The 20,901-nt window shown below is 64.5% G+C and carries 18 protein-coding genes; 14 read left to right on the top strand and 4 right to left on the bottom strand.

Features of this window, described 5'->3' with window-relative positions; translation table 11 throughout:
- Positions 1–175 precede the first annotated feature (175 nt).
- From rplU to proB, 4 genes are all read left to right on the top strand, one after another.
- Positions 176–487 carry a 50S ribosomal protein L21 gene (rplU, locus tag ACN9M1_RS13410; RefSeq protein ID WP_004633023.1) on the top strand — a complete coding sequence of 104 codons (312 nt, stop codon included), beginning with the start codon at positions 176–178 and terminating at the stop codon, positions 485–487.
- 40 nt (positions 488–527) lie between these two features.
- On the top strand, positions 528–788 hold the full coding sequence (rpmA, locus tag ACN9M1_RS13405) for a 50S ribosomal protein L27 (protein ID WP_426395095.1): 261 nt from the start codon (positions 528–530) through the stop codon (positions 786–788).
- Between the two features lie 208 nt (positions 789–996).
- Positions 997–2,094, top strand: coding sequence for a GTPase ObgE (gene obgE / locus ACN9M1_RS13400; protein ID WP_426395093.1), 1,098 nt, complete (start codon positions 997–999; stop codon positions 2,092–2,094).
- Positions 2,095–2,125: 31 nt separating this feature from the next.
- On the top strand, positions 2,126–3,250 hold the full coding sequence (gene proB, locus ACN9M1_RS13395) for a glutamate 5-kinase (protein WP_426395091.1): 1,125 nt from the start codon (positions 2,126–2,128) through the stop codon (positions 3,248–3,250).
- A 79-nt stretch (positions 3,251–3,329) separates the two neighbouring features.
- On the opposite strand, the gene ACN9M1_RS13390 is transcribed toward proB, so the two are convergent.
- Both ACN9M1_RS13390 and ACN9M1_RS13385 read right to left on the bottom strand, forming a co-directional pair.
- Positions 3,330–3,962, bottom strand: a complete 633-nt coding sequence (locus ACN9M1_RS13390; protein WP_426395089.1) for a CNP1-like family protein — start codon at positions 3,960–3,962, stop codon at positions 3,330–3,332.
- Between the two features lie 5 nt (positions 3,963–3,967).
- Positions 3,968–4,687: an RNA pyrophosphohydrolase gene (locus ACN9M1_RS13385; protein ID WP_426395087.1), complete on the bottom strand. Its 720-nt coding sequence runs from the start codon at positions 4,685–4,687 to the stop codon at positions 3,968–3,970.
- Positions 4,688–4,907: 220 nt separating this feature from the next.
- Between ACN9M1_RS13385 and ACN9M1_RS13380 the strand changes: the two genes are divergently transcribed.
- From ACN9M1_RS13380 to ACN9M1_RS13370, 3 genes are all read left to right on the top strand, one after another.
- Positions 4,908–6,632, top strand: coding sequence for a proline--tRNA ligase (locus ACN9M1_RS13380; protein ID WP_426395086.1), 1,725 nt, complete (start codon positions 4,908–4,910; stop codon positions 6,630–6,632).
- Between the two features lie 14 nt (positions 6,633–6,646).
- The gene (locus ACN9M1_RS13375; RefSeq protein WP_426395084.1) at positions 6,647–7,408 is read left to right on the top strand and encodes a lytic transglycosylase domain-containing protein; all 762 of its coding nucleotides are present in this window, start codon (positions 6,647–6,649) and stop codon (positions 7,406–7,408) included.
- Positions 7,409–7,478: 70 nt separating this feature from the next.
- Entirely contained in the window at positions 7,479–8,348 is an 870-nt protein-coding gene (locus ACN9M1_RS13370; RefSeq protein ID WP_426395082.1) for a 2OG-Fe(II) oxygenase, read from the top strand.
- Positions 8,349–8,401: 53 nt separating this feature from the next.
- Here ACN9M1_RS13370 and ACN9M1_RS13365 read toward each other — a convergent pair whose 3' ends face one another.
- Both ACN9M1_RS13365 and ffh read right to left on the bottom strand, forming a co-directional pair.
- The gene (locus tag ACN9M1_RS13365) at positions 8,402–8,953 is read right to left on the bottom strand and encodes a hypoxanthine-guanine phosphoribosyltransferase (RefSeq protein ID WP_426395081.1); all 552 of its coding nucleotides are present in this window, start codon (positions 8,951–8,953) and stop codon (positions 8,402–8,404) included.
- Positions 8,954–8,998: 45 nt separating this feature from the next.
- Positions 8,999–10,411 carry a signal recognition particle protein gene (gene ffh / locus ACN9M1_RS13360; RefSeq protein ID WP_426395079.1) on the bottom strand — a complete coding sequence of 471 codons (1,413 nt, stop codon included), beginning with the start codon at positions 10,409–10,411 and terminating at the stop codon, positions 8,999–9,001.
- Between the two features lie 162 nt (positions 10,412–10,573).
- Between ffh and ACN9M1_RS13355 the strand changes: the two genes are divergently transcribed.
- The 7 genes from ACN9M1_RS13355 to ACN9M1_RS13325 all read left to right on the top strand — a co-directional run bounded on the left by ACN9M1_RS13355 (position 10,574) and on the right by ACN9M1_RS13325 (position 20,885).
- Positions 10,574–11,482: a cytochrome C assembly family protein gene (locus tag ACN9M1_RS13355; RefSeq protein ID WP_426395078.1), complete on the top strand. Its 909-nt coding sequence runs from the start codon at positions 10,574–10,576 to the stop codon at positions 11,480–11,482.
- A 51-nt stretch (positions 11,483–11,533) separates the two neighbouring features.
- Complete coding sequence (locus tag ACN9M1_RS13350) at positions 11,534–11,788, top strand: hypothetical protein (protein ID WP_426395076.1); 255 nt, start codon at positions 11,534–11,536, stop codon at positions 11,786–11,788.
- Positions 11,785–13,827 (top strand): ATP-binding protein, encoded by a 2,043-nt coding sequence (locus tag ACN9M1_RS13345; protein ID WP_426395075.1) that lies wholly within the window; start codon positions 11,785–11,787, stop codon positions 13,825–13,827. The genes ACN9M1_RS13350 and ACN9M1_RS13345 overlap by 4 nt, the downstream gene beginning before the upstream one ends.
- Before the next feature lie 34 nt (positions 13,828–13,861).
- Positions 13,862–15,502 carry a sigma 54-interacting transcriptional regulator gene (locus tag ACN9M1_RS13340; protein WP_426395073.1) on the top strand — a complete coding sequence of 547 codons (1,641 nt, stop codon included), beginning with the start codon at positions 13,862–13,864 and terminating at the stop codon, positions 15,500–15,502.
- Positions 15,495–16,100 (top strand): 1,6-anhydro-N-acetylmuramyl-L-alanine amidase AmpD, encoded by a 606-nt coding sequence (ampD, locus tag ACN9M1_RS13335; RefSeq protein ID WP_426398863.1) that lies wholly within the window; start codon positions 15,495–15,497, stop codon positions 16,098–16,100. The genes ACN9M1_RS13340 and ampD overlap by 8 nt, the downstream gene beginning before the upstream one ends.
- Positions 16,101–16,568: 468 nt before the next feature.
- The gene (locus ACN9M1_RS13330; RefSeq protein WP_426395071.1) at positions 16,569–19,544 is read left to right on the top strand and encodes a ribonucleoside-diphosphate reductase subunit alpha; all 2,976 of its coding nucleotides are present in this window, start codon (positions 16,569–16,571) and stop codon (positions 19,542–19,544) included.
- Between the two features lie 135 nt (positions 19,545–19,679).
- The gene (locus ACN9M1_RS13325) at positions 19,680–20,885 is read left to right on the top strand and encodes a ribonucleotide-diphosphate reductase subunit beta (RefSeq protein ID WP_426395069.1); all 1,206 of its coding nucleotides are present in this window, start codon (positions 19,680–19,682) and stop codon (positions 20,883–20,885) included.
- The last annotated feature ends 16 nt before the right edge of the window (positions 20,886–20,901 follow it).

Below are 20,901 nucleotides of genomic sequence, written 5' to 3'. Positions count from 1 at the left end.
GGGTGGGAGCGGCGCCGCAGGCCGTTGTGCGGCGTTGACGTGGATGTTGGGCTTTAGCCTTTGATTTGCTTGGGTTTTTCTTGTATAGTTGCGAGTTCTCTGTGCCCGTTGTCCGCGTAAGTGGACAGCGAGCGGCGCAAGAGTCACGTTTTAGTTCTTTTATCGAGGTCCGACAATGTACGCGGTCGTAAAAACCGGCGGTAAGCAATACAAGGTTGCTGCTGGCGAAAAACTGAAAGTAGAACAGATACCGGCGGACGTTGGCGCAGAAATCACGCTTGACCAGGTGCTCGCAGTGGGCGCTGGCGACCAACTCAAGGTTGGTGCGCCTCTGGTGAGCGGTGCTGCCGTCAAAGCCACCGTCATCTCCCACGGTCGTCACGACAAAGTGCACATCTTCAAGATGCGCCGTCGTAAGCACTATCAAAAGCGCCAAGGGCATCGTCAAAATTACACCGAGTTGCGTATCGACTCGATCGTGGCCTAAGGCTGCGTCGTCAATTACGTAACCGGATAGGAGTTCAGTCATGGCACAGAAAAAAGGCGGCGGTTCCACACGGAACGGCCGCGATTCCGAGTCGAAGCGCCTGGGCGTGAAGGTGTACGGCGGCCAAGCGATCAACGCTGGCGGCATCATCATTCGCCAACGCGGTACCCGCACGCACGCTGGCGTGAACGTGGGCATGGGCAAGGACCACACCCTCTTCGCGCTGGTCGATGGCCACGTGAAGTTCGCCAAGCGCGGCGAAGGCAAGAAGCAGTTCGTCGACGTTGTTCCGGCGGCCTAATTCAGCCTTGTAGTGCTAAGGCCCCGCACCCGTGCGGGGCTTTTTCGTTTCTGGCCGCTAACAAAACGCGATGCCTGATATTGGACGGTGCGCTGGTTTTTCGCGCATGCTTCCAGCGCAATCTTCAGGCGCGTTCTGTTAGCGATGGCGCAGCAGCGCCGATTCTTTTTTTACCTGCCGTGCGCACGCCGCACGGGCGGAGACCTCCATGAAGTTCATCGACGAAGCCCGGATTGAAGTGATCGCTGGTGACGGCGGCAACGGCAGCGCCTCGATGCGCCGCGAGAAATTCGTCCCGTTCGGTGGCCCGGACGGCGGCGACGGCGGGCGCGGTGGCAGCGTGTGGGCGGTGGCCGACCGCAACATCAACACGCTGATCGACTACCGCTTCGCCAAGAAGCACCTCGCGCGCAACGGCGAAAACGGCCGCGGTGCCGACTGCTACGGCGCTGCCGGTGAAGACATCACCCTGCGCATGCCGGTGGGAACCGCCATCTACGACGCCGACACGGAAGAGCTGATCGCCGATCTGACGATCGACGGCCAACGCCTGTGCCTGGCGCAGGGCGGCGAAGGTGGCTGGGGCAACATCCACTTCAAGTCGAGTACCAACCGTGCGCCGCGTCAGAAGACCGACGGCAAGCCCGGCGAGCGCCGCAACCTCCGTCTGGAGTTGAAGGTGCTGGCGGATGTGGGCCTGCTCGGCATGCCGAACGCCGGCAAGTCGACGCTGATCACCGCCATCTCCAACGCGCGCCCGAAGATTGCCGACTATCCGTTCACGACGCTCCATCCGAACCTGGGGGTGGTGCGCACGGGCCCGTCGAAGTCGTTCGTGGTGGCGGACATTCCTGGCCTGATCGAAGGCGCGGCGGAAGGTGCTGGCCTGGGTCACCAGTTCTTGCGTCACCTGCAGCGCACGCGCGTGTTGCTGCACGTGGTGGACCTCGCTCCGTTTGACGAGAGCGTTGACCCGGTGGCCGAGGCCAAGGCCATCGTCGGCGAGCTGAAGAAGTACGATGCCGAGCTGTTCGACAAGCCGCGCTGGCTGGTGCTCAACAAGCTCGACATGGTGCCCGAGGACGAACGCGAAGCGCGCGTGAAGGACTTTGTGAAGCGCTTCAAGTGGAAGGGCCCGGTGCACCGCATTTCTGCGCTGACGCACGACGGCACGCAGGCGCTGGTCCACGCGATCCAGGAATACCTCGACGAGCTGCGTGCCGAAGAGGACGCTGCGGCGGCCGCACCCGACCAACGTCTGGATCCGACCCTGCACAACGTCGATCACGACGATCAAGCGAAATAAACACAACACATCCTTCGGAGACACGCCCACCATGGCCCTGCATTCGCTGATTGCTGATGCGCGCCGCCTTGTCGTCAAGGTCGGTTCCAGTCTGGTTACCAATGACGGGCGCGGTCTCGACCAAGCCGCCATCGCTCGCTGGGCCGCGCAGATCGCGGCGTTGCGGGCGGCCGGCAAGGAAGTCGTACTGGTCAGTTCCGGCGCGATTGCTGAGGGGATGCAACGCCTCGGCTGGGTCAAACGTCCGAAGGAAATCCACGAACTGCAGGCTGCTGCCGCCGTCGGGCAGATGGGGCTGGCGCAGGTGTACGAATCTGAATTCGCGCGACACAGCATCCGCACCGCGCAGGTCCTGCTCACACACGGCGACTTGGCCGACCGCGAGCGCTACCTCAATGCGCGCTCCACGCTGCTCACGCTGCTGAGCCTGGGCGTGGTGCCGATCATCAACGAGAACGACACGGTCGTCACCGACGAAATCAAGTTCGGTGACAACGACACGCTCGGCGCGCTCGTCACCAACCTGATCGAAGGCGACGCGCTGATCATCCTGACGGACCAGCGCGGCTTGTATACCGCTGACCCGCGCAAGGACCCGAACGCACGCTTCGTCGACGAAGCGCAGGCCGGCACGCCCGACCTGGAGCAGATGGCCGGTGGCGCCGGTTCGAGCATCGGCAAGGGCGGCATGCTGACGAAGATTCTGGCCGCCAAGCGCGCGGCCAAGTCGGGCGCGCACACCATCATTGCCTCCGGTCGTGAAGACAACGTGCTGGCGCGGCTTGCCAACGGCGAGGCCATCGGCACGCAACTGCGCGCGCAAACCGGCCGCATGGCGGCGCGCAAGCAATGGATGATTGACCATCTGCAGTTGCGCGGGCGCGTGGTACTCGATGCCGGTGCGGTGGAAAAGCTCACCGCCGGTGGCAAGTCCTTGCTGCCGATTGGCGTGACGGAAGTACAGGGCGAGTTTGCCCGCGGCGAAGTGATTTCCTGCGTCGACAACGCAGGCCGCGAAGTGGCGCGTGGCCTGACGAACTACTCGTCGGCGGAAGCCCGTCTGATCGCGCGCAAAGCATCGTCGGAGATTGAAACGGTGCTTGGTTACGTCAGCGCTGCCGAACTGGTGCATCGGGATAACCTGGTGCTGCTCTGATTCCGCGGCGCGCGGAGCACCAAAAACAAAAGGCCAATCCCTCGCGGGGTTGGCCTTTGTGTTTGCGGTGTCCTGACTTTCAGGGCCCGTAATAGCGTCCGCCCGGACCGCTCAACCGCCGCACGAGCGTAGACGCTTTTCCATCCCCAGCCACTGACCGCACATCACAGAAATACGACCGCATCAGCGCCGAGGCGTAGTCGGTCGGACCACCGTTGCCAACACGCTGCCAGTCGCCTGCCGCCTTATAGGCGTTCATGCTGGCGGATTCCGCATTCGCGCTTTCGTTCATGTCGACGGCGCGGTTGCCGATCCACTGGTTGGTATCGTTGCGCAGGGTTGCATAGATGCGGCGCTCGGCGGTGTCGCAACGCAGGCCTTCGTAGTTGACGTTGCGCGCGCCGGTTTTGCTGGTGATCAGCACGGTGTAGCGCACCACGTTGTCCGTGCCGATCGACACCGATTTCGGATCGATGGCGAAGCGCAGCGGCGAATCATTGCGGCCGCCCACGTCGAACGGCACGGCATCACGATCGACCGGCGGGGCCGGGAAGGTGACGGCATCTTCCTTGAAGGGCTTGTCGTTGAACGGGTCCATCAACAGCTTGTCTTCGAGGTCGCCGGTGCGGTTGTGGCCACATGCCGTCAACGCCAGCGCAGCCGCCAGCGCGAGCGGCACGAGAGCGCGGCGCGCTCCACGTGTCGTCGTCATCAGAGTCACGAATTGTCCTTGGGACTTGTGTCGTCAGGGTTGGAAGAGGGGGCCGGCGCGGATACGCTCACCGTTTCGACGATGACCGTCGTAGTGGTGACGGTCAGGGCCGACTGAGCGTGCGGTTCGCGCGCATGCTGCTCGCTCCGACCGCCTTGGCCGCCGGAACGTTCACGGCCGTCGCGATTGTCGCGCCCATCGCGCTCGCGGTGTTGCCCGCCGCGACCATACGGCGAGAGCGGCGCGCGGGTCTGCCGCTGCACGAAGCGCGAAAGCTCCGACAGCGCCAGTTGATATACCTCGCGCTTGAACTCGATCACGGCCTCGAGCGGCACCCAGTACTGGCTCCACCGCCACGCATCGAACTCCGGATGCTCGGTGGCGCGCAGCTGGATGTCGCAATCGCGACCGACCATGCGCAGCAGGAACCAGATCTGTTTCTGGCCCCGGTAGTGACCGCGTATCTCACGGCGGATGAACTTGTCCGGCACCTCATACCGCAGCCAGTCGCGCGTGCGACCGACGATCCGGACGTGTTCTGGCAACAGGCCGACTTCTTCGTGCAGTTCGCGGAACATCGCTTGTTCGGGTGTCTCACCGTACTTGATGCCGCCTTGTGGAAACTGCCAGGAGTGCTCGCCAATGCGCTTGCCCCAGAACACCTCGTTTCTTGCGTTGATGAGGATGATGCCGACGTTCGGGCGGAAGCCTTCACGATCGAGCATGACTGCACCTCGAATACTTTAGAATTACGCCGATTATAGAGCGGCCCGTCGTCTGGCTGTCACAGAAGCCGAAATGTTGCCGCTCACTCGCGCCTCCTGGGGGAGGGGTGCCGACCGCGCGAATGTGCGTCTGGCGCCTCGTTCCATCTCCTGATTCCGGTGGCTTTTGCCCTTGTTCTCGCGGCTTTGCTAGGCCGCGCCATCCCTTATTGTCAGTCGCATGAAAGCGTCCCAGTTCTTCATTTCCACGCTCAAGGAAGCGCCCGCCGACGCGGAAATCGTGTCGCACAAGTTGATGATGCGTGCCGGCATGATCAAGAAACTTGGCGCGGGCCTCTATACGTACATGCCCGTGGGGCTGCGCGTGATCCGCAAGGTCGAACAGATCGTGCGTGAGGAAATGAACGCCAGCGGCGCAGTGGAGGTGCTGATGCCGGTGGTGCAGCCGGCTGAGCTGTGGCAGGAGACCGGCCGCTGGGACAAGATGGGCGACGAGATGATGCGCGTGAAAGACCGCCATGACCGCGACCTCGTCATCCAGCCGACCTCCGAAGAGGTGGTGACCGACATCGCCCGCACCGAGATCCGCTCGTACAAGCAGATGCCGGTGAATTTCTATCAGATTCAAACCAAGTTCCGTGACGAGCGCCGTCCGCGCTTCGGCATCATGCGCGGCCGCGAATTCACCATGAAGGACGCGTACTCCTTCGACCGTGACGCCGAAGGCCTGAAGGTCTCGTACCAGAAGATGTACGACGCCTACACGCGCATCTTCCAGCGCTTTGGCTTGGAGTTCCGCGCCGTGGCCGCTGATAACGGCGCCATCGGCGGATCGGGCTCGCACGAGTTCCACGTGATTGCCGAGACGGGCGAAGACGCCATCGTGTACTGCCCGGATTCGGACTACGCCGCCAACATGGAGGCCGCCGAGGCGCTGGCTCCGGCCACGCCGCGCGCTGCCCCAACGGAGGCATTCGCCAAGACGCACACGCCGGGCCGCACCAAATGCGAGGCGGTGGCCGAGCAGCTGGGCATTCCGCTCGAACGCAACGTCAAGTCGATCGTACTGGCAACGGACGTCGACGGTGGTGAGCCGCAAATCTGGATGTTGCTGATCCGTGCTGATCACGAGCTCAACGAGGTCAAGGCATCGAAGGTGCCGGGCCTGGCCGAATTCCGTTTCGCCACGGAGGGCGAAATCCTGCGCGCGTTCGGCACGCCGCCGGGCTATCTGGGCCCGATCGGTACGAAGCAGCCGATCAAGGTGGTGGCCGATCGCACCGTGGCGGCCATGAGCGATTTCGTCGTCGGCGCCAATGAAGAGGACTACCACTTCACCGGCGTGAACTGGGGCCGCGACCTGCCCGAGCCTGAGGTCTACGACCTGCGCAACGTGGTAGAGGGCGATCCGTCGCCGGACGGCAAGGGCACGCTGGCGATCTGCCGTGGCATCGAAGTCGGCCACGTCTTCATGCTCGGCACGCGCTATTCCGATGCGATGAACGCCACGTTCCTCGATGAAAACGGCAAGACCCAGCCGATGGTGATGGGCTGCTACGGCATCGGTATTACGCGGATTCTGGGCGCGGCCATCGAGCAGAACTACGATGCGCGCGGGATCATCTGGCCGGCGTCGATCGCGCCGTTCCAAGTGGTGATCTGCCCGGTGGGCTACGACCGCTCCGACGCCGTGCGCGCCGAAGCCGACCGCCTGCACGCTGAGCTGGTGGCCGCCGGCATCGACGTGATGCTGGACGACCGCGGCGAGCGCCCCGGCGCGATGTTCGCTGACTGGGAACTGATCGGCGTGCCGTTCCGTGTGGTGGTGGGCGACCGCGGCTTGAAGGAAGGCAAGCTGGAATTCCAGGGCCGCCGCGACGAGGCTGCCACTGCCGTGGCGCCGGCCGATGTGCTGGCGACGCTGAAGGCGCGTCTCGCGCAGTAATGGAGCCGAACTGCATGCGCCGCTTGCGCTTCCCCCGCCTGATCGCCACTGCGCTGTGCGCGGGGGCCTTGCTTGTGGGCATCGCGGGGGTACGGCCGGCGTGGGCGGGCGCGCAGAAAGAGGAGTACCTGGCGGACTCCGTGCGCAGTGCGTTGTCCGCCGCTGTGGCCGACAGCCGCCCGCTGCGTCCGGTGTTCGCCAGCAACGATGAGCAACTCGGCTATCTGCGCTGGTTGGCTGAGATGTCGGTGCGCATGTCGAGCAAGATCCCGGTGGCGTCGGTCCGCGTGGAGTTGATCGAAACCGCGTACTACGAAGCCAAGCGCGCCGGCCTCGATCCGGCCCTGGTGCTGGGTCTCATTCAGGTAGAAAGCGGCTTCCGCAAGTACGCCATGAGCAGCGCGGGCGCCATGGGTCTCATGCAGGTGATGCCCTTCTGGACGCGCAGCATCGGCGATAAGGACCCCCGCAAGCTGTTCCACCTGCAGAGCAACCTGCGCTATGGCTGCACGATCCTGCGTCACTACCTCGACATGGAAGGCGGCAATCTGTACCTGGCGCTCGGCCGCTACAACGGCAGCCGAGGTCAGCCGCAATATCCGAACGCGGTGCTGGCGGCGTGGAAGCGCTGGCAGTACCAGGAGTCGAGCACGATGACGGTGTCCGCCCCGGTGCCGGCGGAAAGCGCGCCGCGTGCCAAGGCGCTGCCCGAGGTGCCGGCACGCAATCCGTTTTCGCCGCTGCGTATTGCCGGCGGCCCGGCTGGCGGTTCCTGATCGTCGGCATCAGAGCGCTCGGCCTACAATAGGGCCATCCCTTTCGCTCGCCTGCATCTCCTCATTGCGCATGTCCACGACCCAACCGTACGCGACCATGTCCGAAGCGCTGCGCGACTGGCTGCAGCGTCACGTGACCGAAGGTTTCGAGGCTGACCCGCTGGTGGCTTCGATGGTGCAGTCCGGCTACGACCGTGCCTTCGCCCGCCGCGTTGTCGATGAGGCGCTCGCTGCCCGCGCGCCGGCGCCCGTTCCGGCTGCAGTGCAGACTCCCATGCCGGCCGCTCAGGAAGCCGTGGAGAACAGCAACGCCGTCCATACCGCGGACGGCGACATTCCCATTCTGTTTGCGCTGGAAACGCCGCGCATCGTGCTGTTCCAGCACTTCCTCTCCGACGAGGAGTGTGATCAGTTGATCGCGCTCGGGCGCAATCGCCTCAAGCGTTCGCCGGTCGTGAACCCGGAGACGGGTGAAGAGAACCTGATCTCGGCGCGCACGAGCCAAGGTGGGATGTTCCAGGTGGGCGAGCATCCGCTCATCGCCAAGATCGAGGCACGTATCGCGCAGGCGGTGGGTGTGCCGGTCGAGCACGGCGAGGGCTTTCAGGTGCTGCACTATCAGCCCGGCGGCGAATACCAGCCGCATTTCGATTTCTTCAACCCGGGCCGCACCGGTGAAGCGCGCCAATTGGAAGTCGGCGGCCAGCGTGTGGCCACCATGGTCATCTACCTGAACAGCGTGCAGGCCGGCGGCGCGACGGGCTTTCCCAAGCTCGGGCTGGAGGTGGCGCCGGTCAAGGGCAACGCTGTTTTCTTCGTCTACAAGCGGCCGGATGGCTCGCTCGATGAAGATACGCTGCACGCCGGCCTGCCGGTGGAGCGCGGCGAGAAGTGGATCGCCACCAAGTGGCTGCGTGAGCGGCCGTATCGGCGTCAATAAAAAAGGGCGACTTGGTGGTCGCCCTTTTCCTTTTTGTTTGCGCCTGCGCCGCGTCAGGTGTTCTTCAGTGCGCGGATGGTCGGCAGGTTGCGCCAGTAGCCCTTGGCATCCATGCCGCAGCCGAAGACGTAGCGGTCCGGCACGTTGAAGCCGCAGAAATCGGGGTACAGCGGCTTGTCCTTGGCGAGCGTTTTTTCGCACAGCACGGCGGAGTAGAACTCGGCGGCGCCCATGTCGATGATGCGCGAGCGGATGGCGGCCATCGTTTCGCCTTCGTCGAGGATGTCGTCGAGCACCAGCACCGTGCGGCCCTTGACCGACTCGCGCGGCGCCACGCGCCACTGCATCTCTTTGCTACCCACGGTCTGGTTGTTGTAGCGCGAGAGGTGGATGTAGTCGAACTCCAGCGGGAAGGCCAGCTTCGGCAGCAGCATGCCGGTGAACACGCACGCGCCGCCCATCACGGACAGCACCATCGGGAAGGTGTCGCCGATCTTCTCGGTGATCTCGGCGGCCATGCGATCCAGCGAGCCGCGTACAGCGTCTTCGCTGACGATTTCTTCGGAGTTGGCCCAGAGTTCGCGGGCCTGTTCTGCATTCAGCATCGTGTTGGTCTGGTGAAAACGGTTTGAGGGAAGGGCGTGGGTTGGTTATCCACCAAACAAACCTTTCATGCCACCTTTCATACCGCCCATGGCACGCATCATCTTCATCATGCCGCCGCCCTTGAGCTTCTTCATCATGGTCTGCATTTGCTCGAACTGATTGAGCAAGCGGTTGACCTCCTGCACCTGCACGCCGGCACCGGCGGCAATGCGGCGCTTGCGGCTGGCTTTGATCAGCTCAGGCTTGGCGCGCTCGGCGGCCGTCATGGAATTGATGATGCCTTCCATGCGGCGGACCTGCTTTTCGGCCTGGTCCATGTTGGCACCTTGCGCCTGCTGGGCCATCTGCGCGGGGAGCTTGTCGATCAGGCTACCCAGGCCACCCATCTTCTTCATCTGGCCGATCTGCGCCTTGAAGTCTTCCAGGTCGAAGCCGCCGGTCTTCTTGATCTTGGCGGCCAGCTTCTGCGCCTCTTCCATGTCGACACCGCGCTGGGCTTCTTCCACCAGCGCGAGGATGTCGCCCATGCCCAGAATGCGCTGGGCCATGCGGTCGGGGTAGAACGGCTCCAGCCCGTCGAGCTTTTCGGCCACACCGACAAACTTGATCGGCTTGCCCGTGATGTGACGCACCGACAGCGCCGCACCACCGCGCGCATCACCGTCGAGCTTAGTCAGCACCACGCCGGTCAGCGGCAGGGTGTCGTTGAAGGCCTTGGCGGTGTTGACGGCATCTTGGCCGAGCATCGCGTCGACCACGAACAGCGTTTCGGCTGGCTTGAGCGTGGCGTGCAGCGCGGCGATCTCCTGCATCATCGCCTCGTCGATACCGAGGCGGCCGGCTGTGTCGACGATCAGCACGTCGTGGTAATGCTTCTTGGCCCAGTCGACCGCCGCGACGGCGATATCCACCGGCTTCTGGTCAGGCTGTGATGGGAAGAAGTCTGCGCCGACCTGTTCGGAAACGGTCTTCAGCTGCGCGATAGCGGCGGGGCGATACACGTCGCACGACACCGTCAGCACTTTCTTCTTCTTGTTCTCTTTGAGCCACTTGGCCAGCTTGCCGACGGTGGTGGTCTTACCTGCGCCTTGCAGGCCGGCCATCAGGATGATCGCGGGCGGCGTGACGTTCAGGTTCAGCTCCGCCGCGCGGCCGCCCATGATGTTGTTGCCGACGCCTTCCAGCGCTTCCTGGCCGCCGATGATGGCGGTCAGCTCGCGCTGCACGATGCCGACCAGCGCTTGCCCGGGCGAGAGGCTGGTGATGACGTCTTCGCCGAGCGCCTTTTCCTTGACGCGGGCAATGAACTCGCGCACGACCGGCAACGCCACGTCGGCTTCGAGCAGTGCCAGGCGGACTTCGCGCAGCATCTCGGCGGTATTGGCTTCGGTCAGGCGCGCTTCGCCGCGCATGGTCTTGACCACGCGCGCGAGCCGTTGGGTCAGGTTATCCAGCATGACAGTGACAGGGATCCGGAATTGGGGACGGGATGAAGATGAGGCCGGTGCTCGCTTGGCGTGCGCCGGCTAGGAATGTGCGTTCCGCTTGGCCGCCCGCTGAGGCTTTCGGCGGGGACGGGCCCCAGCCAAAACCGGGGTGCGCTGCGGTAAACTGTGCAAATGGTCATTGTACTGTATGCGCTGACGGCGCTTCTCTATGGCACCCTCGCCTGGACGGCGTGGGTACGACGCGGTGGGCTCGAGGCCTCGGCCGCGGCTGGTGCCATGCTGGGCGGCCAGCCTTCCGGCGCAGCGGTGCTGGTGCCGCCGCCCCCGGCTTCTGCGGATTCCGCCCCTGGCTGGTGGCGGTGGGGCTTGCTGGCGGCGCTGGCCGCGCACGGCTTTCTGCTGCACGAGACTATTTTCCCAGCCAGTTCCATGGTGTTCGGCTTTGCCTATGCGCTGTCGGCCATGCTGTGGCTGGGTGTGGGCATCTTCTGGATCGAGAGCCTGTTCTTCTCGCTGGCGGGTCTGGGCCTGCTGGTGATGCCGGTGGCGCTGCTCGGCAGTCTGCTGCCGCTGGTGTTTCCGGGCGCGCAGATCCTCGGTTATGCGGCCAGCCCGCTGTTCAAGCTCCACTTCGCCATCGCTAACGTTGCGTATGGGCTGTTCACGCTGGCGGCTTTCCACGCCATCCTCATGCTCGCCGCCGAGCGCCGGCTGCACACCATCAATCGCCCGAATGAGTCCGGCTGGCTTGGCCGCTGGCTCGATTTGCTGCCGCCGTTGCTGACGCTGGAAAAACTGCTGTTTCGCCTGATCGGCGCGGGCTTCGTGCTGCTCACGCTGACCATCGCTTCGGGCGTGCTGTTCTCCGAGCACCTGTTCCACCGTGCCTTCCACTTTGATCACAAGAATGTGTTTGCGGTGCTGTCGTGGGCGATGTTCGGCGGCATCCTGCTGGGGCGCCGTTTCCGTGGCTGGCGTGGGCGCGTGGCGCTGCGCTGGGTGATGGCGGCGTTTGCGATTCTGCTGCTGGCCTATGTGGGCAGCCGCTTCGTGCTGGAAGTCATCCTTCACCGCGTGTAACGCGTTCTTGGCGTTTCTTTTGGCGATCACCGCCCCTCTGTCGGTTTTTTCATGACCCGTCCTGTTTTGCTGATCCTGATGCTGCTCGCCGGTTGGTGGTGGCTGAGCCGCCTGGGGTCGCGTTCGTCGCGCACCTCAGGGCCGTCCGCATCGCAGGGCGCGGCGCGGCGCGCGCCTGAGCCCGGGGCATCCCAGCCGATCGAGCAATGCGCCGTGTGCGGGGTGCACGCACCGCGCTCCGGCATGGTGGCACTGCCTGGCGGGCGCTATCGCTGCCCCGAGCACGCCGACCGGGGCGGCGCGTGATGCCGGATGCGTCCGGCACGTCGTCGACTGGGGCGCCCAAGAGGGCTGATGCCGGCCCGCGCCGACTGCTCTCCCGCCTGAATGCGTGGCACGCGCTGCGCTCGGTCTGGCAGGAACCCGATCCTCCCGAATTCCAATGGCGTCTGCTGCGCTATTTCGCTTTCAGCCGCGCGGCTGTGGCGCTGGTGCTGCTGCTGTTCGTGATGGTGCCGCGTGGCCACGATGAAGCCGGCGGCCTGCCCAATAGCGAGACGCTGCTGAGTCTGACGCTGCCGTACTTGGCGGTGGCGCTGCTGATCCTGGCGGCTGCCGGGTGGTGGCGCACGCGGTTCCAATTCCGCGTGCGGCTCGATGTCGTGCTTGATCTGCTCTTCCTTGGGATGGCGTATGCCGCCCTGTCGCGCTTGTCAGCCAGCGTGGCGATGGTGTTGTTGATGCCGGTGCTGGCGGCTGGCGCGCTCACCAGTCTGCTGTTTGCGCTGTTCACGGCGGCGGTGGCGTCGATGGTGGTGCTGGCCGATCCGTTCCTCCAGATGCTCGGCGACGGCGTGATTGCGCCGGGGCTGGCGTCGGCGGGGCTGTATGGGCTCGTCTACATGACGGCCGCGTCGATGATGTACGGCCTGTCGCACCGCCAGATTGCGCAAGAGCGCCTGACGATGGCGCGCGAGCGCGAGTTGCGCCTGCAGCAGCTCGTGAACCGCCTGATGGTCTACGACATGCAGGACGGCGTGATGCTGGTGCGCGCTGACGGCCGCGTCGTGGCGGCCAACCCGGCCGCAGCCATGCTGCTGGGCGTGCCGCAAAACGCCTTCGTGGGCAGCGGCGCGATGCTGTTCGACCTAAAGGACGTGCCGCACCTGCGCCCGCTGCTGGAGACGCTGCGCCAGTGGCTGCGCCGCAAGAGCCGGCCCGCAGACGGCACGGGCGACGACGATGCGCCGCGCATTCTCGACTTGCTTCCGATCGCGCAGGGCGGCAGGCGTGCGCCGCCAGCCCGCTTGCGTCTGCGCTTCATCCTGCCGAGTCTGGCGAACTTGCGCAGCGTCTATCTGGACAGCCTCGTCAGTTCGATCGGCCTGGGGTTGCCGGGGGAGGGCGGCGCAGTGTCACGCCCACGCCAGCTTTCGGCCGACATCACCGCGCAAGGCTGGTCGAGCGATGACGAAGCCTTTTTGCGCCACGAGCTGCACGACACGGTGCTGATCCACGTGGAAAGCTGGGAGCGTGTGGCGGAGCAGGCCCAGCAGGAAAAGCTCGCATCGATGGGCCGGCTGGTGGCGAGCATTGCGCACCAGATCCGCAACCCGCTGGCCGCGATCAGCCAAGCCGCCGAACTGCTGGATGATCCGGGCGATGGCACAGAGGGCAACGGACCCGCGCGCCCGGAAGGCTCCGGCGTGGAGACGCGCCTGCTCCGGATCATTCGCGACAACGTTCGCCGGCTGGACCAGGTGGTCGCCGATGTGCTGATGCTTTCGCGCCGCCCGCGTGGCGAGCGTGTGCGTGTGGAGCTCGCCCACGTGCTGCCCGAGGTGATCGACCGCTGGCGCGCCGAGGCCCTCCGCCGTGCCGGCACCGAGATCAATGCCAACCTCGTCCGCGTGGCGGTGGACCTCGACAAGCCCGTGCTATTCGACCCGGCGCAGTTGCAGCAGGTGGTGGGCAATATGCTCGACAACGCGCTGCGCTATTGCCGCCGCGTGCCGGGTTCGATCCTGTTGGCTGCCTATGCATTGGATGAGACCCACGCCGAACTCGTCATCTGGAACGACGGCCCCGAGGTCAGCGCCGAACAACAGCGCAGCCTGTTCGAGCCGTTCTTCACGAATGACGCCCAAGGCACTGGCCTGGGCCTCTACATGGCGCGCGAGTTGTGCGGCGCCAACGATGCGCAGATCCGCTATGGCGCCATCGCGCTGGAATCCTTGCTCGATCGCACCGGAGCGTTGACCATGGAGGCGCGCGACACCTTGCCGCGCCGCGCCTTCGTCATCACCCTGATGTTTGATCAACACGCCGTGCCGATTGCGGAATAAACCGCCGGCTGATCTTCTGCTGACCTGCTGATCCATGTCCAAAACCGCCATCGTTCGCGAACCCATTCTCGTTGTCGATGACGAAGCCGACCTGCGCGAGCTGCTGGAAATTTCCCTGCGCCGCATGGGCCACGACGTGGTGCTCGCCAGTGGGCTGGCCGAAGCGCGCGAGGCATTGTCCCGCCAGCGCTTTGCACTTGTGCTGACCGACATGCGCCTGGGGGATGGCCTCGGCATCGAACTCGTGCGCCAGCTCTCGGCCACGGCCGACCGCACGCCGGTGGCCGTCATCACCGCTTACGGCAGCGCCGAGAACGCGGTGGAAGCGCTCAAGGCGGGCGCGTTCGATTACATCGCCAAGCCGCTCTCGCTCGACCAGCTGCGCAGCCTCGTGCTCAATGCGCTGGGCCGCCAGCAGCGCGGTCTGGACGCTGGGGACCCCGGTAACTCTGACCTGGCCGAGCGCACCAATGAACTGCTGCCGGGCCACTCCGCCGCCATGCAGGAAGTGCGCCGCTCGCTGATGCGGCTGGCGCGCAGCATGGCGCCGGTGGTCATCAGCGGGGAATCCGGTAGCGGCAAGGAGCGTGCGGCGCGGGCCATCCATGCGTTGTCGGCGCGTGCATCGCGGCCGTTCGTGGCCGTGAACTGCGGCGCGATCCCCGAGAATTTGATGGAAGCCGAGTTCTTCGGCTACGTGAAGGGCTCCTTTACCGGTGCGGACAGCGATCGCCAGGGCTTCTTCCAGGCTGCCAACGGCGGCACGCTCATGCTCGACGAGGTGGCCGACCTGCCGCTGACGATGCAGGTGAAATTGCTGCGCGCACTGCAGGAGCGCCGCGTACGCAAGATCGGCGAAAGCCGTGAAGAGCCGGTCGACGTCCGCGTGGTGTGCGCGAGCCACCAGAATCTCGCGCGTCTGGTCGCCGCCGGCCGCTTCCGCGAAGACTTGTTCTACCGCCTGAACGTGCTGGAGCTGCGCATGCCCACGCTGCGCGAGCGTGCTGAAGACGTGCCCGTGCTGGCCGGCGTGCTGCTGGAGCAACTTGCCAACCGCTATGGCGATCCGCGGCCCAAGCGCCTGACGCGTCCGGCGCTGCAGCAACTGTGCGCCTACCCGTTCCCGGGCAACGTGCGCGAGCTGGAGAACCTGCTCGAGCGCGCCTACGCGTTTGCCGAGGGCGAATCGATCGACGTGGATGACCTGGGCGCCCTCGGCGCCGAGATCGAGCGTTCACCGCTGTTCCATCGCACGCGCGAGGCGCAGGCTGCGGCGGCCCATCACTCGACTGCGCCATCGCCGATGGCAGGCTGGGCCGACGCTGCTTACATGCCGGCCTCCGTGCCGAGCCCGATGGGCGCGTTGCAGCCGCTGCAGCCAATGCAGCCGCCGGTGGCACTGTCGGCCGAGCCAGCCCCGGCTGCGCAGCCCTCGGAGCCGCCGCTGCCAAGCGTCGCATTGCCGATCGATCTGCCCGCCTATCTGGAGTCCGTGGAGCGCAGTGTGATCCTTGTGGCGCTGGATCAGACCGGCTTCAACCGTACGGCGGCGGCCAAGCTGCTCGGCTTGTCGTTCCGGCAGTTGCGCTATCGCATGCAGCAGCTTGGCATCCGTGATCCGCGTGATATTGAGCCCGCCAACAACGGCCTGGACGGCCTGAATGGCGATGCCTAAGCCGGGCGCCTTGCACGTCGGTGCCGATGGCTGGGTGGACGGCATGCGGCGCCATCCGTCACCCAACATCGACGCGCGGCCCGACGGCATGCCGATCGACCTGATCGTGCTGCACAACATCAGCCTGCCGCCTGCGCAGTCCGCAGCCGACTTCGGCTCAGACGCTGTGCTCGATTTCTTCACCAACACGCTCGACTGCGACGCGCATCCGTACTTCGATCAGTTGCGGGGTGTGCGCGTGTCGGCGCATTTCTTCGTTCGTCGCACCGGTGAGTGCGTGCAGTTCGCGCCCTGCGATGCGCGCGCTTGGCATGCCGGCGCATCAGATTTCTTTGGCCGACCGCGCTGCAACGATTTTTCCGTCGGCATCGAGATCGAAGGCACGGACGACCTGTCCTTTACCCCCGAGCAATACGCCGCCACCGCATCTCTTGTGCGGGCCATCTGCGCGGCGTATCCGATTGCCGCGATTGCCGGGCACTCGGACATCGCCCCTGGGCGCAAGACCGATCCGGGGCCGTGCTTCGACTGGGCGCATCTGCGCAAGCTCGGCGGCTTCGACGCGGCACTGTTCCCCTATCTGCGCACTCTGAAATAACAGCGGCTGCACCAGTGCAGTGCGGGCCGCGAGGCCTTGTACTGCAGACGAGGTGACGTCTATCGATCTTGCGCCGTCGATTGAAAGAATTATTCTGAAAGGCACAGCGTTGCGACGCCGCAAGCCGGCCCCGCCGACCCGTTGTGCCGCTTGGGATGGCGGGCTTGCGGCGCTGCATTCCGATTGCAAAAGGACCAGTCGCCCGCATCTGTCAAGACTAGGCAAATGCGATCGATCCACTATACTTAGCGCCAATCCCGGGATGAAACACTAGATGTAGTGGTCGCTTTCCGGGATTCTTATTTCGGCGCCACGCGGGGGCGGGCGGTCGGCGGGTCAAGCCGACGCTTGGGGAGCTGAGAAAAGGCAAGGGTCTTTTCCGTCTCATTTCTCCGCGTAGCGCGCGGGTTCGCCAAGGGTATCCACCCGTCGGCGCGCCGATAAACGAACGGTTCAACAGGAGTCCACATGCAGACGGCCCAACCAGAAATCCACTCCGGCACCGCCAACCCCACTCAATTTGCGCAAGGCGCTGGCGGTACGGCCGTGGCCCCCAGCACCGCGTTCGGCGTCAACCTGGCGGACTACAAGATCATCCGTCGCAATGGCGCCGTGGTCGGTTTCGAGCCCTCCAAGATCGCCGTGGCCGTGACCAAGGCCTTCCTCGCCGTGAATGGCGGGCAGGGCGCCGCTTCTGCGCGTGTGCGCGAACTGGTCGAGGGCCTGACCCAGAACGTGGTGCGCGCACTGACGCGCAGCCGCCCCAACGGCGGCACGTTCCATATCGAAGACATTCAAGACCAGGTGGAACTGGCCCTGATGCGTTCGGGCGAGCACGACGTGGCCCGCGCCTACGTGCTGTACCGCGAGCGCCGCGCGCAAGAGCGCGCCCAAGCTGGTGAAACCCTGCAGCAACCGGCCGCCGGCGGCCTGAACGTGACCGACGGCGGCATCACCCGCCCGCTGGACATGGCCGCGCTGCGCAACCTCATCGTCTCGGCCTGCGAAGGCCTGGGCGAAGCGGTGGACCCGGAGCCGATCCTCAAGGAAACGGTCAAGAACCTGTATGACGGCGTGCCGATGACGCAGGTGTACGACTCGGCCATCCTGGCCGCCCGTACCCTGATCGAAAAGGACCCGGCCTACAGCCAAGCGACCGCACGCATTCTGCTGCACACGATCCGCCGCGAAATCCTCGGTCAAGAAGTCACGCAGGCCGAAATGAGCACGCGCTATGCGGAGTACTTCCCGAAGTTCATCCAGCGCGGTATCGAAGCCGAACTGCTGGACGAAAAGCTGGCCCAGTTCGACCTGGTCCGCCTGGGCGCCGCGCTGAATGCCGCGAACGACTTCCAGTTCAACTACCTCGGCCTGCAAACGCTGTACGACCGCTACTTCCTGCACGTGGACGAAGTCCGCATCGAGATGCCGCAGGCGTTCTTCATGCGCGTGGCCATGGGCCTGGCGCTGAACGAGGCCGACCGCGAAGCGCGCGCCATCGAGTTCTACAACCTGCTGTCGTCGTTCGACTTCATGTCGTCCACACCGACGCTGTTCAACTCGGGCACGCGCCGCTCGCAGCTGTCGTCGTGCTACCTGACCACCGTGTCGGATGACCTGGACGGCATTTATGAAGCGCTGAAGGAAAACGCGCTGCTCTCCAAGTTTGCCGGCGGCCTGGGTAACGACTGGACCAACGTGCGTGCACTCGGCTCGCACATCAAGGGCACGAACGGCAAGTCGCAAGGCGTGGTGCCGTTCCTGAAGGTCGTCAACGACACGGCTGTGGCCGTGAACCAGGGCGGCAAGCGCAAGGGCGCAGTGTGCGCGTACCTGGAAACGTGGCACCTGGATATCGAAGAATTCCTGGAGCTGCGCAAGAACACCGGCGACGACCGCCGCCGCACGCACGACATGAACACGGCCAACTGGATTCCGGACCTGTTCATGAAGCGCGTGATGGAAGGCGGCGAGTGGACGCTGTTCTCGCCGTCCACCTGCCCGGACCTGCACGACAAGGTTGGCAAGGCATTCGAGCAAGCCTATCTGGCCTACGAAGACAAGGTCGCGCGCGGCGAGATCAAGCTCTTCAAGAAGATGCCGGCGCTGCAACTGTGGCGCAAGATGCTGGGCATGCTGTTCGAAACCGGCCACCCGTGGATCACGTTCAAGGATCCGTGCAACATCCGCAGCCCGCAGCAGCACGTGGGCGTGGTGCACAGCTCCAACCTGTGCACGGAAATCACGCTGAACACCAACGACAGCGAAATCGCCGTGTGCAACCTGGGTTCGGTCAACCTGGTCGCCCACCTGGTCAAGCAAGCCGATGGCAGCGTCGTGCTGGATCACGAGAAGCTGAAGAAGACCGTGCGCACGGCCATGCGCATGCTCGACAACGTGATCGACATCAACTACTACGCCGTCCAGAAGGCGCGTGAATCGAACCTGCGCCACCGTCCGGTCGGCATGGGCATCATGGGTTTCCAGGACGCGCTGCACGTGCTGCGCATTCCGTACGCTAGCGAAGGCGCGGTGCAGTTTGCCGACACCTCGATGGAAGCCGTGTGCTACTACGCCTATTGGGCGTCGACCGAGCTGGCCGAAGAGCGTGGCCGCTACAGCACCTACGAGGGCTCGCTGTGGGATCGCGGCATCCTGCCGCAAGACTCGCTCAAGCTGCTGGCCGAAGAGCGCGGCGGTTATCTGGAAACGGATATGTCGTCGACGATGGACTGGGACAGCCTGCGCGGCCGCATCAAGCAGTACGGCATGCGCAACTCGAACTGCGTGGCAATCGCTCCGACGGCAACGATCTCCAACATCATCGGCGTGTCGGCCTGTATCGAGCCGACGTACCAGAACCTGTACGTCAAGTCGAACCTGTCGGGCGAGTTCACGGTGGTCAACGACTACCTGGTGCGCGACCTGAAGGCACGCGGCCTGTGGGACGAAGTGATGGTCGCCGACCTGAAGTACTTCGATGGCTCGCTGGCCCGCATCGACCGCATTCCGCAAGACCTGCGCGACCTGTACGCAACGGCCTTCGAAGTGGAGCCGACGTGGCTGGTGGAAGCTGCCTCGCGTCGCCAGAAGTGGATCGACCAGGCGCAGTCGCTGAACATCTACATGGCCGGTGCCTCGGGCAAGAAGCTGGACGACACCTACAAGCTGGCCTGGCTGCGTGGCCTGAAGACCACGTACTACCTGCGCACGATCGGCGCCACGCACGTCGAGAAGTCGACCGTGTCGCGCGGCACGCTGAATGCGGTGTCGTCGGGTAGCGATGTGGGTGGTGTGTCGGCTGCAGGTGCATCGCAAGCTGCACCGGCCAGCGCGCTGGATGCCGCTGCCGCCACCGCGCAGGCCATGCCGGAAGCTGAAGGCGCCGTGTGCACGATGCGCCCCGGCGACCCCGGTTTCGAGGAATGCGAAGCCTGCCAATAAGTCTAAACAGTGTCTGAGGTTGCTCCCGCGCAAGCGGGGGCAACGTGGTTTGAACGACACTAAGCAATACCAACCTCGCGCTCTCGTGTTTTCCGACAGCGGGAGCGACGAGCAAAGAATTCTGGAGAAACACACATGCTGAGCTGGGACGACGACGTCAAACCTGCCGCACATCCGCAAGCTGCACCGCAGCCCGCGTATCAACCGCAGCCGCAACTGCAAACCGCCACGGCTGACCAAGGTGGCGTGCTGCCCCCGTCGGCCACCGCCATCGGCACGGGCATCCTCGGCAACAACCCGAACGCTGTCGCCGCACAGAGCAACCGCCGCGTGAACGCCGCCGACAAGCGCGTCATCAACGGTGCGACCGACGTCAACCAGTTGGTGCCGTTCAAGTACAAGTGGGCCTGGGAAAAGTACCTGGCCGGCTGCGCGAACCACTGGATGCCGCAAGAAATCAACATGTCGCGCGACATCGCCCTGTGGAAAGACCCGAACGGTCTGACCGAAGACGAGCGCCGCATCATCAAGCGCAACCTGGGCTTCTTTGTGACGGCCGATTCGCTGGCCGCCAACAACATCGTGCTGGGCACGTACCGCCAGATCACCGCGCCGGAATGCCGCCAGTACCTGCTGCGCCAGGCGTTTGAAGAGGCGATCCACACGCACGCCTACCAGTACATCGTGGAATCGCTGGGCCTGAACGAGGCCGAAATCTTCAACGCGTACCACGAAGTGCAGTCGATCCGCGACAAGGACGAGTTCCTGATCCCGTTCATCGACACGCTGACCGATCCGTCCTTCAAGACCGGCACGCCGGAGAACGACCAGAAGCTGCTGAAGAGCCTGATCGTCTTCGCCTGCATCATGGAAGGCTTGTTCTTCTACGTCGGCTTCACGCAGATCCTGGCGATGGGCCGTCAGAACAAGATGACCGGTGCCGCCGAGCAGTACCAGTACATCCTGCGCGACGAGTCGCTGCACTGCAATTTCGGCATCGACCTGATCAACCAGATCAAGCTGGAGAACCCGCACCTGTGGACGGCCGAGTTCAAGGCCGAGATCACGGAGCTGTTCAAGAAGGCCGTCGACCTGGAATATCGCTACGCAGAAGACACCATGCCGCGAGGCGTGCTGGGCCTGAACGCACCGATGTTCAAGGGCTACCTGCGCTTCATCTGCAACCGTCGCTGCCAGCAGATCGGCCTCGATGCGCTGTTCCCGAACGAAGAAAACCCGTTCCCGTGGATGAGCGAGATGATCGACCTGAAGAAGGAACGCAACTTCTTCGAGACGCGCGTGATCGAGTATCAGACCGGTGGTGCGCTGTCGTGGGAATGATCTGAACGATCAGTCC

It is taken from the genome of Ralstonia sp. R-29 (assembly GCF_049913345.1).
Taxonomy (GTDB): domain Bacteria; phylum Pseudomonadota; class Gammaproteobacteria; order Burkholderiales; family Burkholderiaceae; genus Ralstonia.
This window is presented reverse-complemented; position numbering and strand designations above follow the sequence as displayed.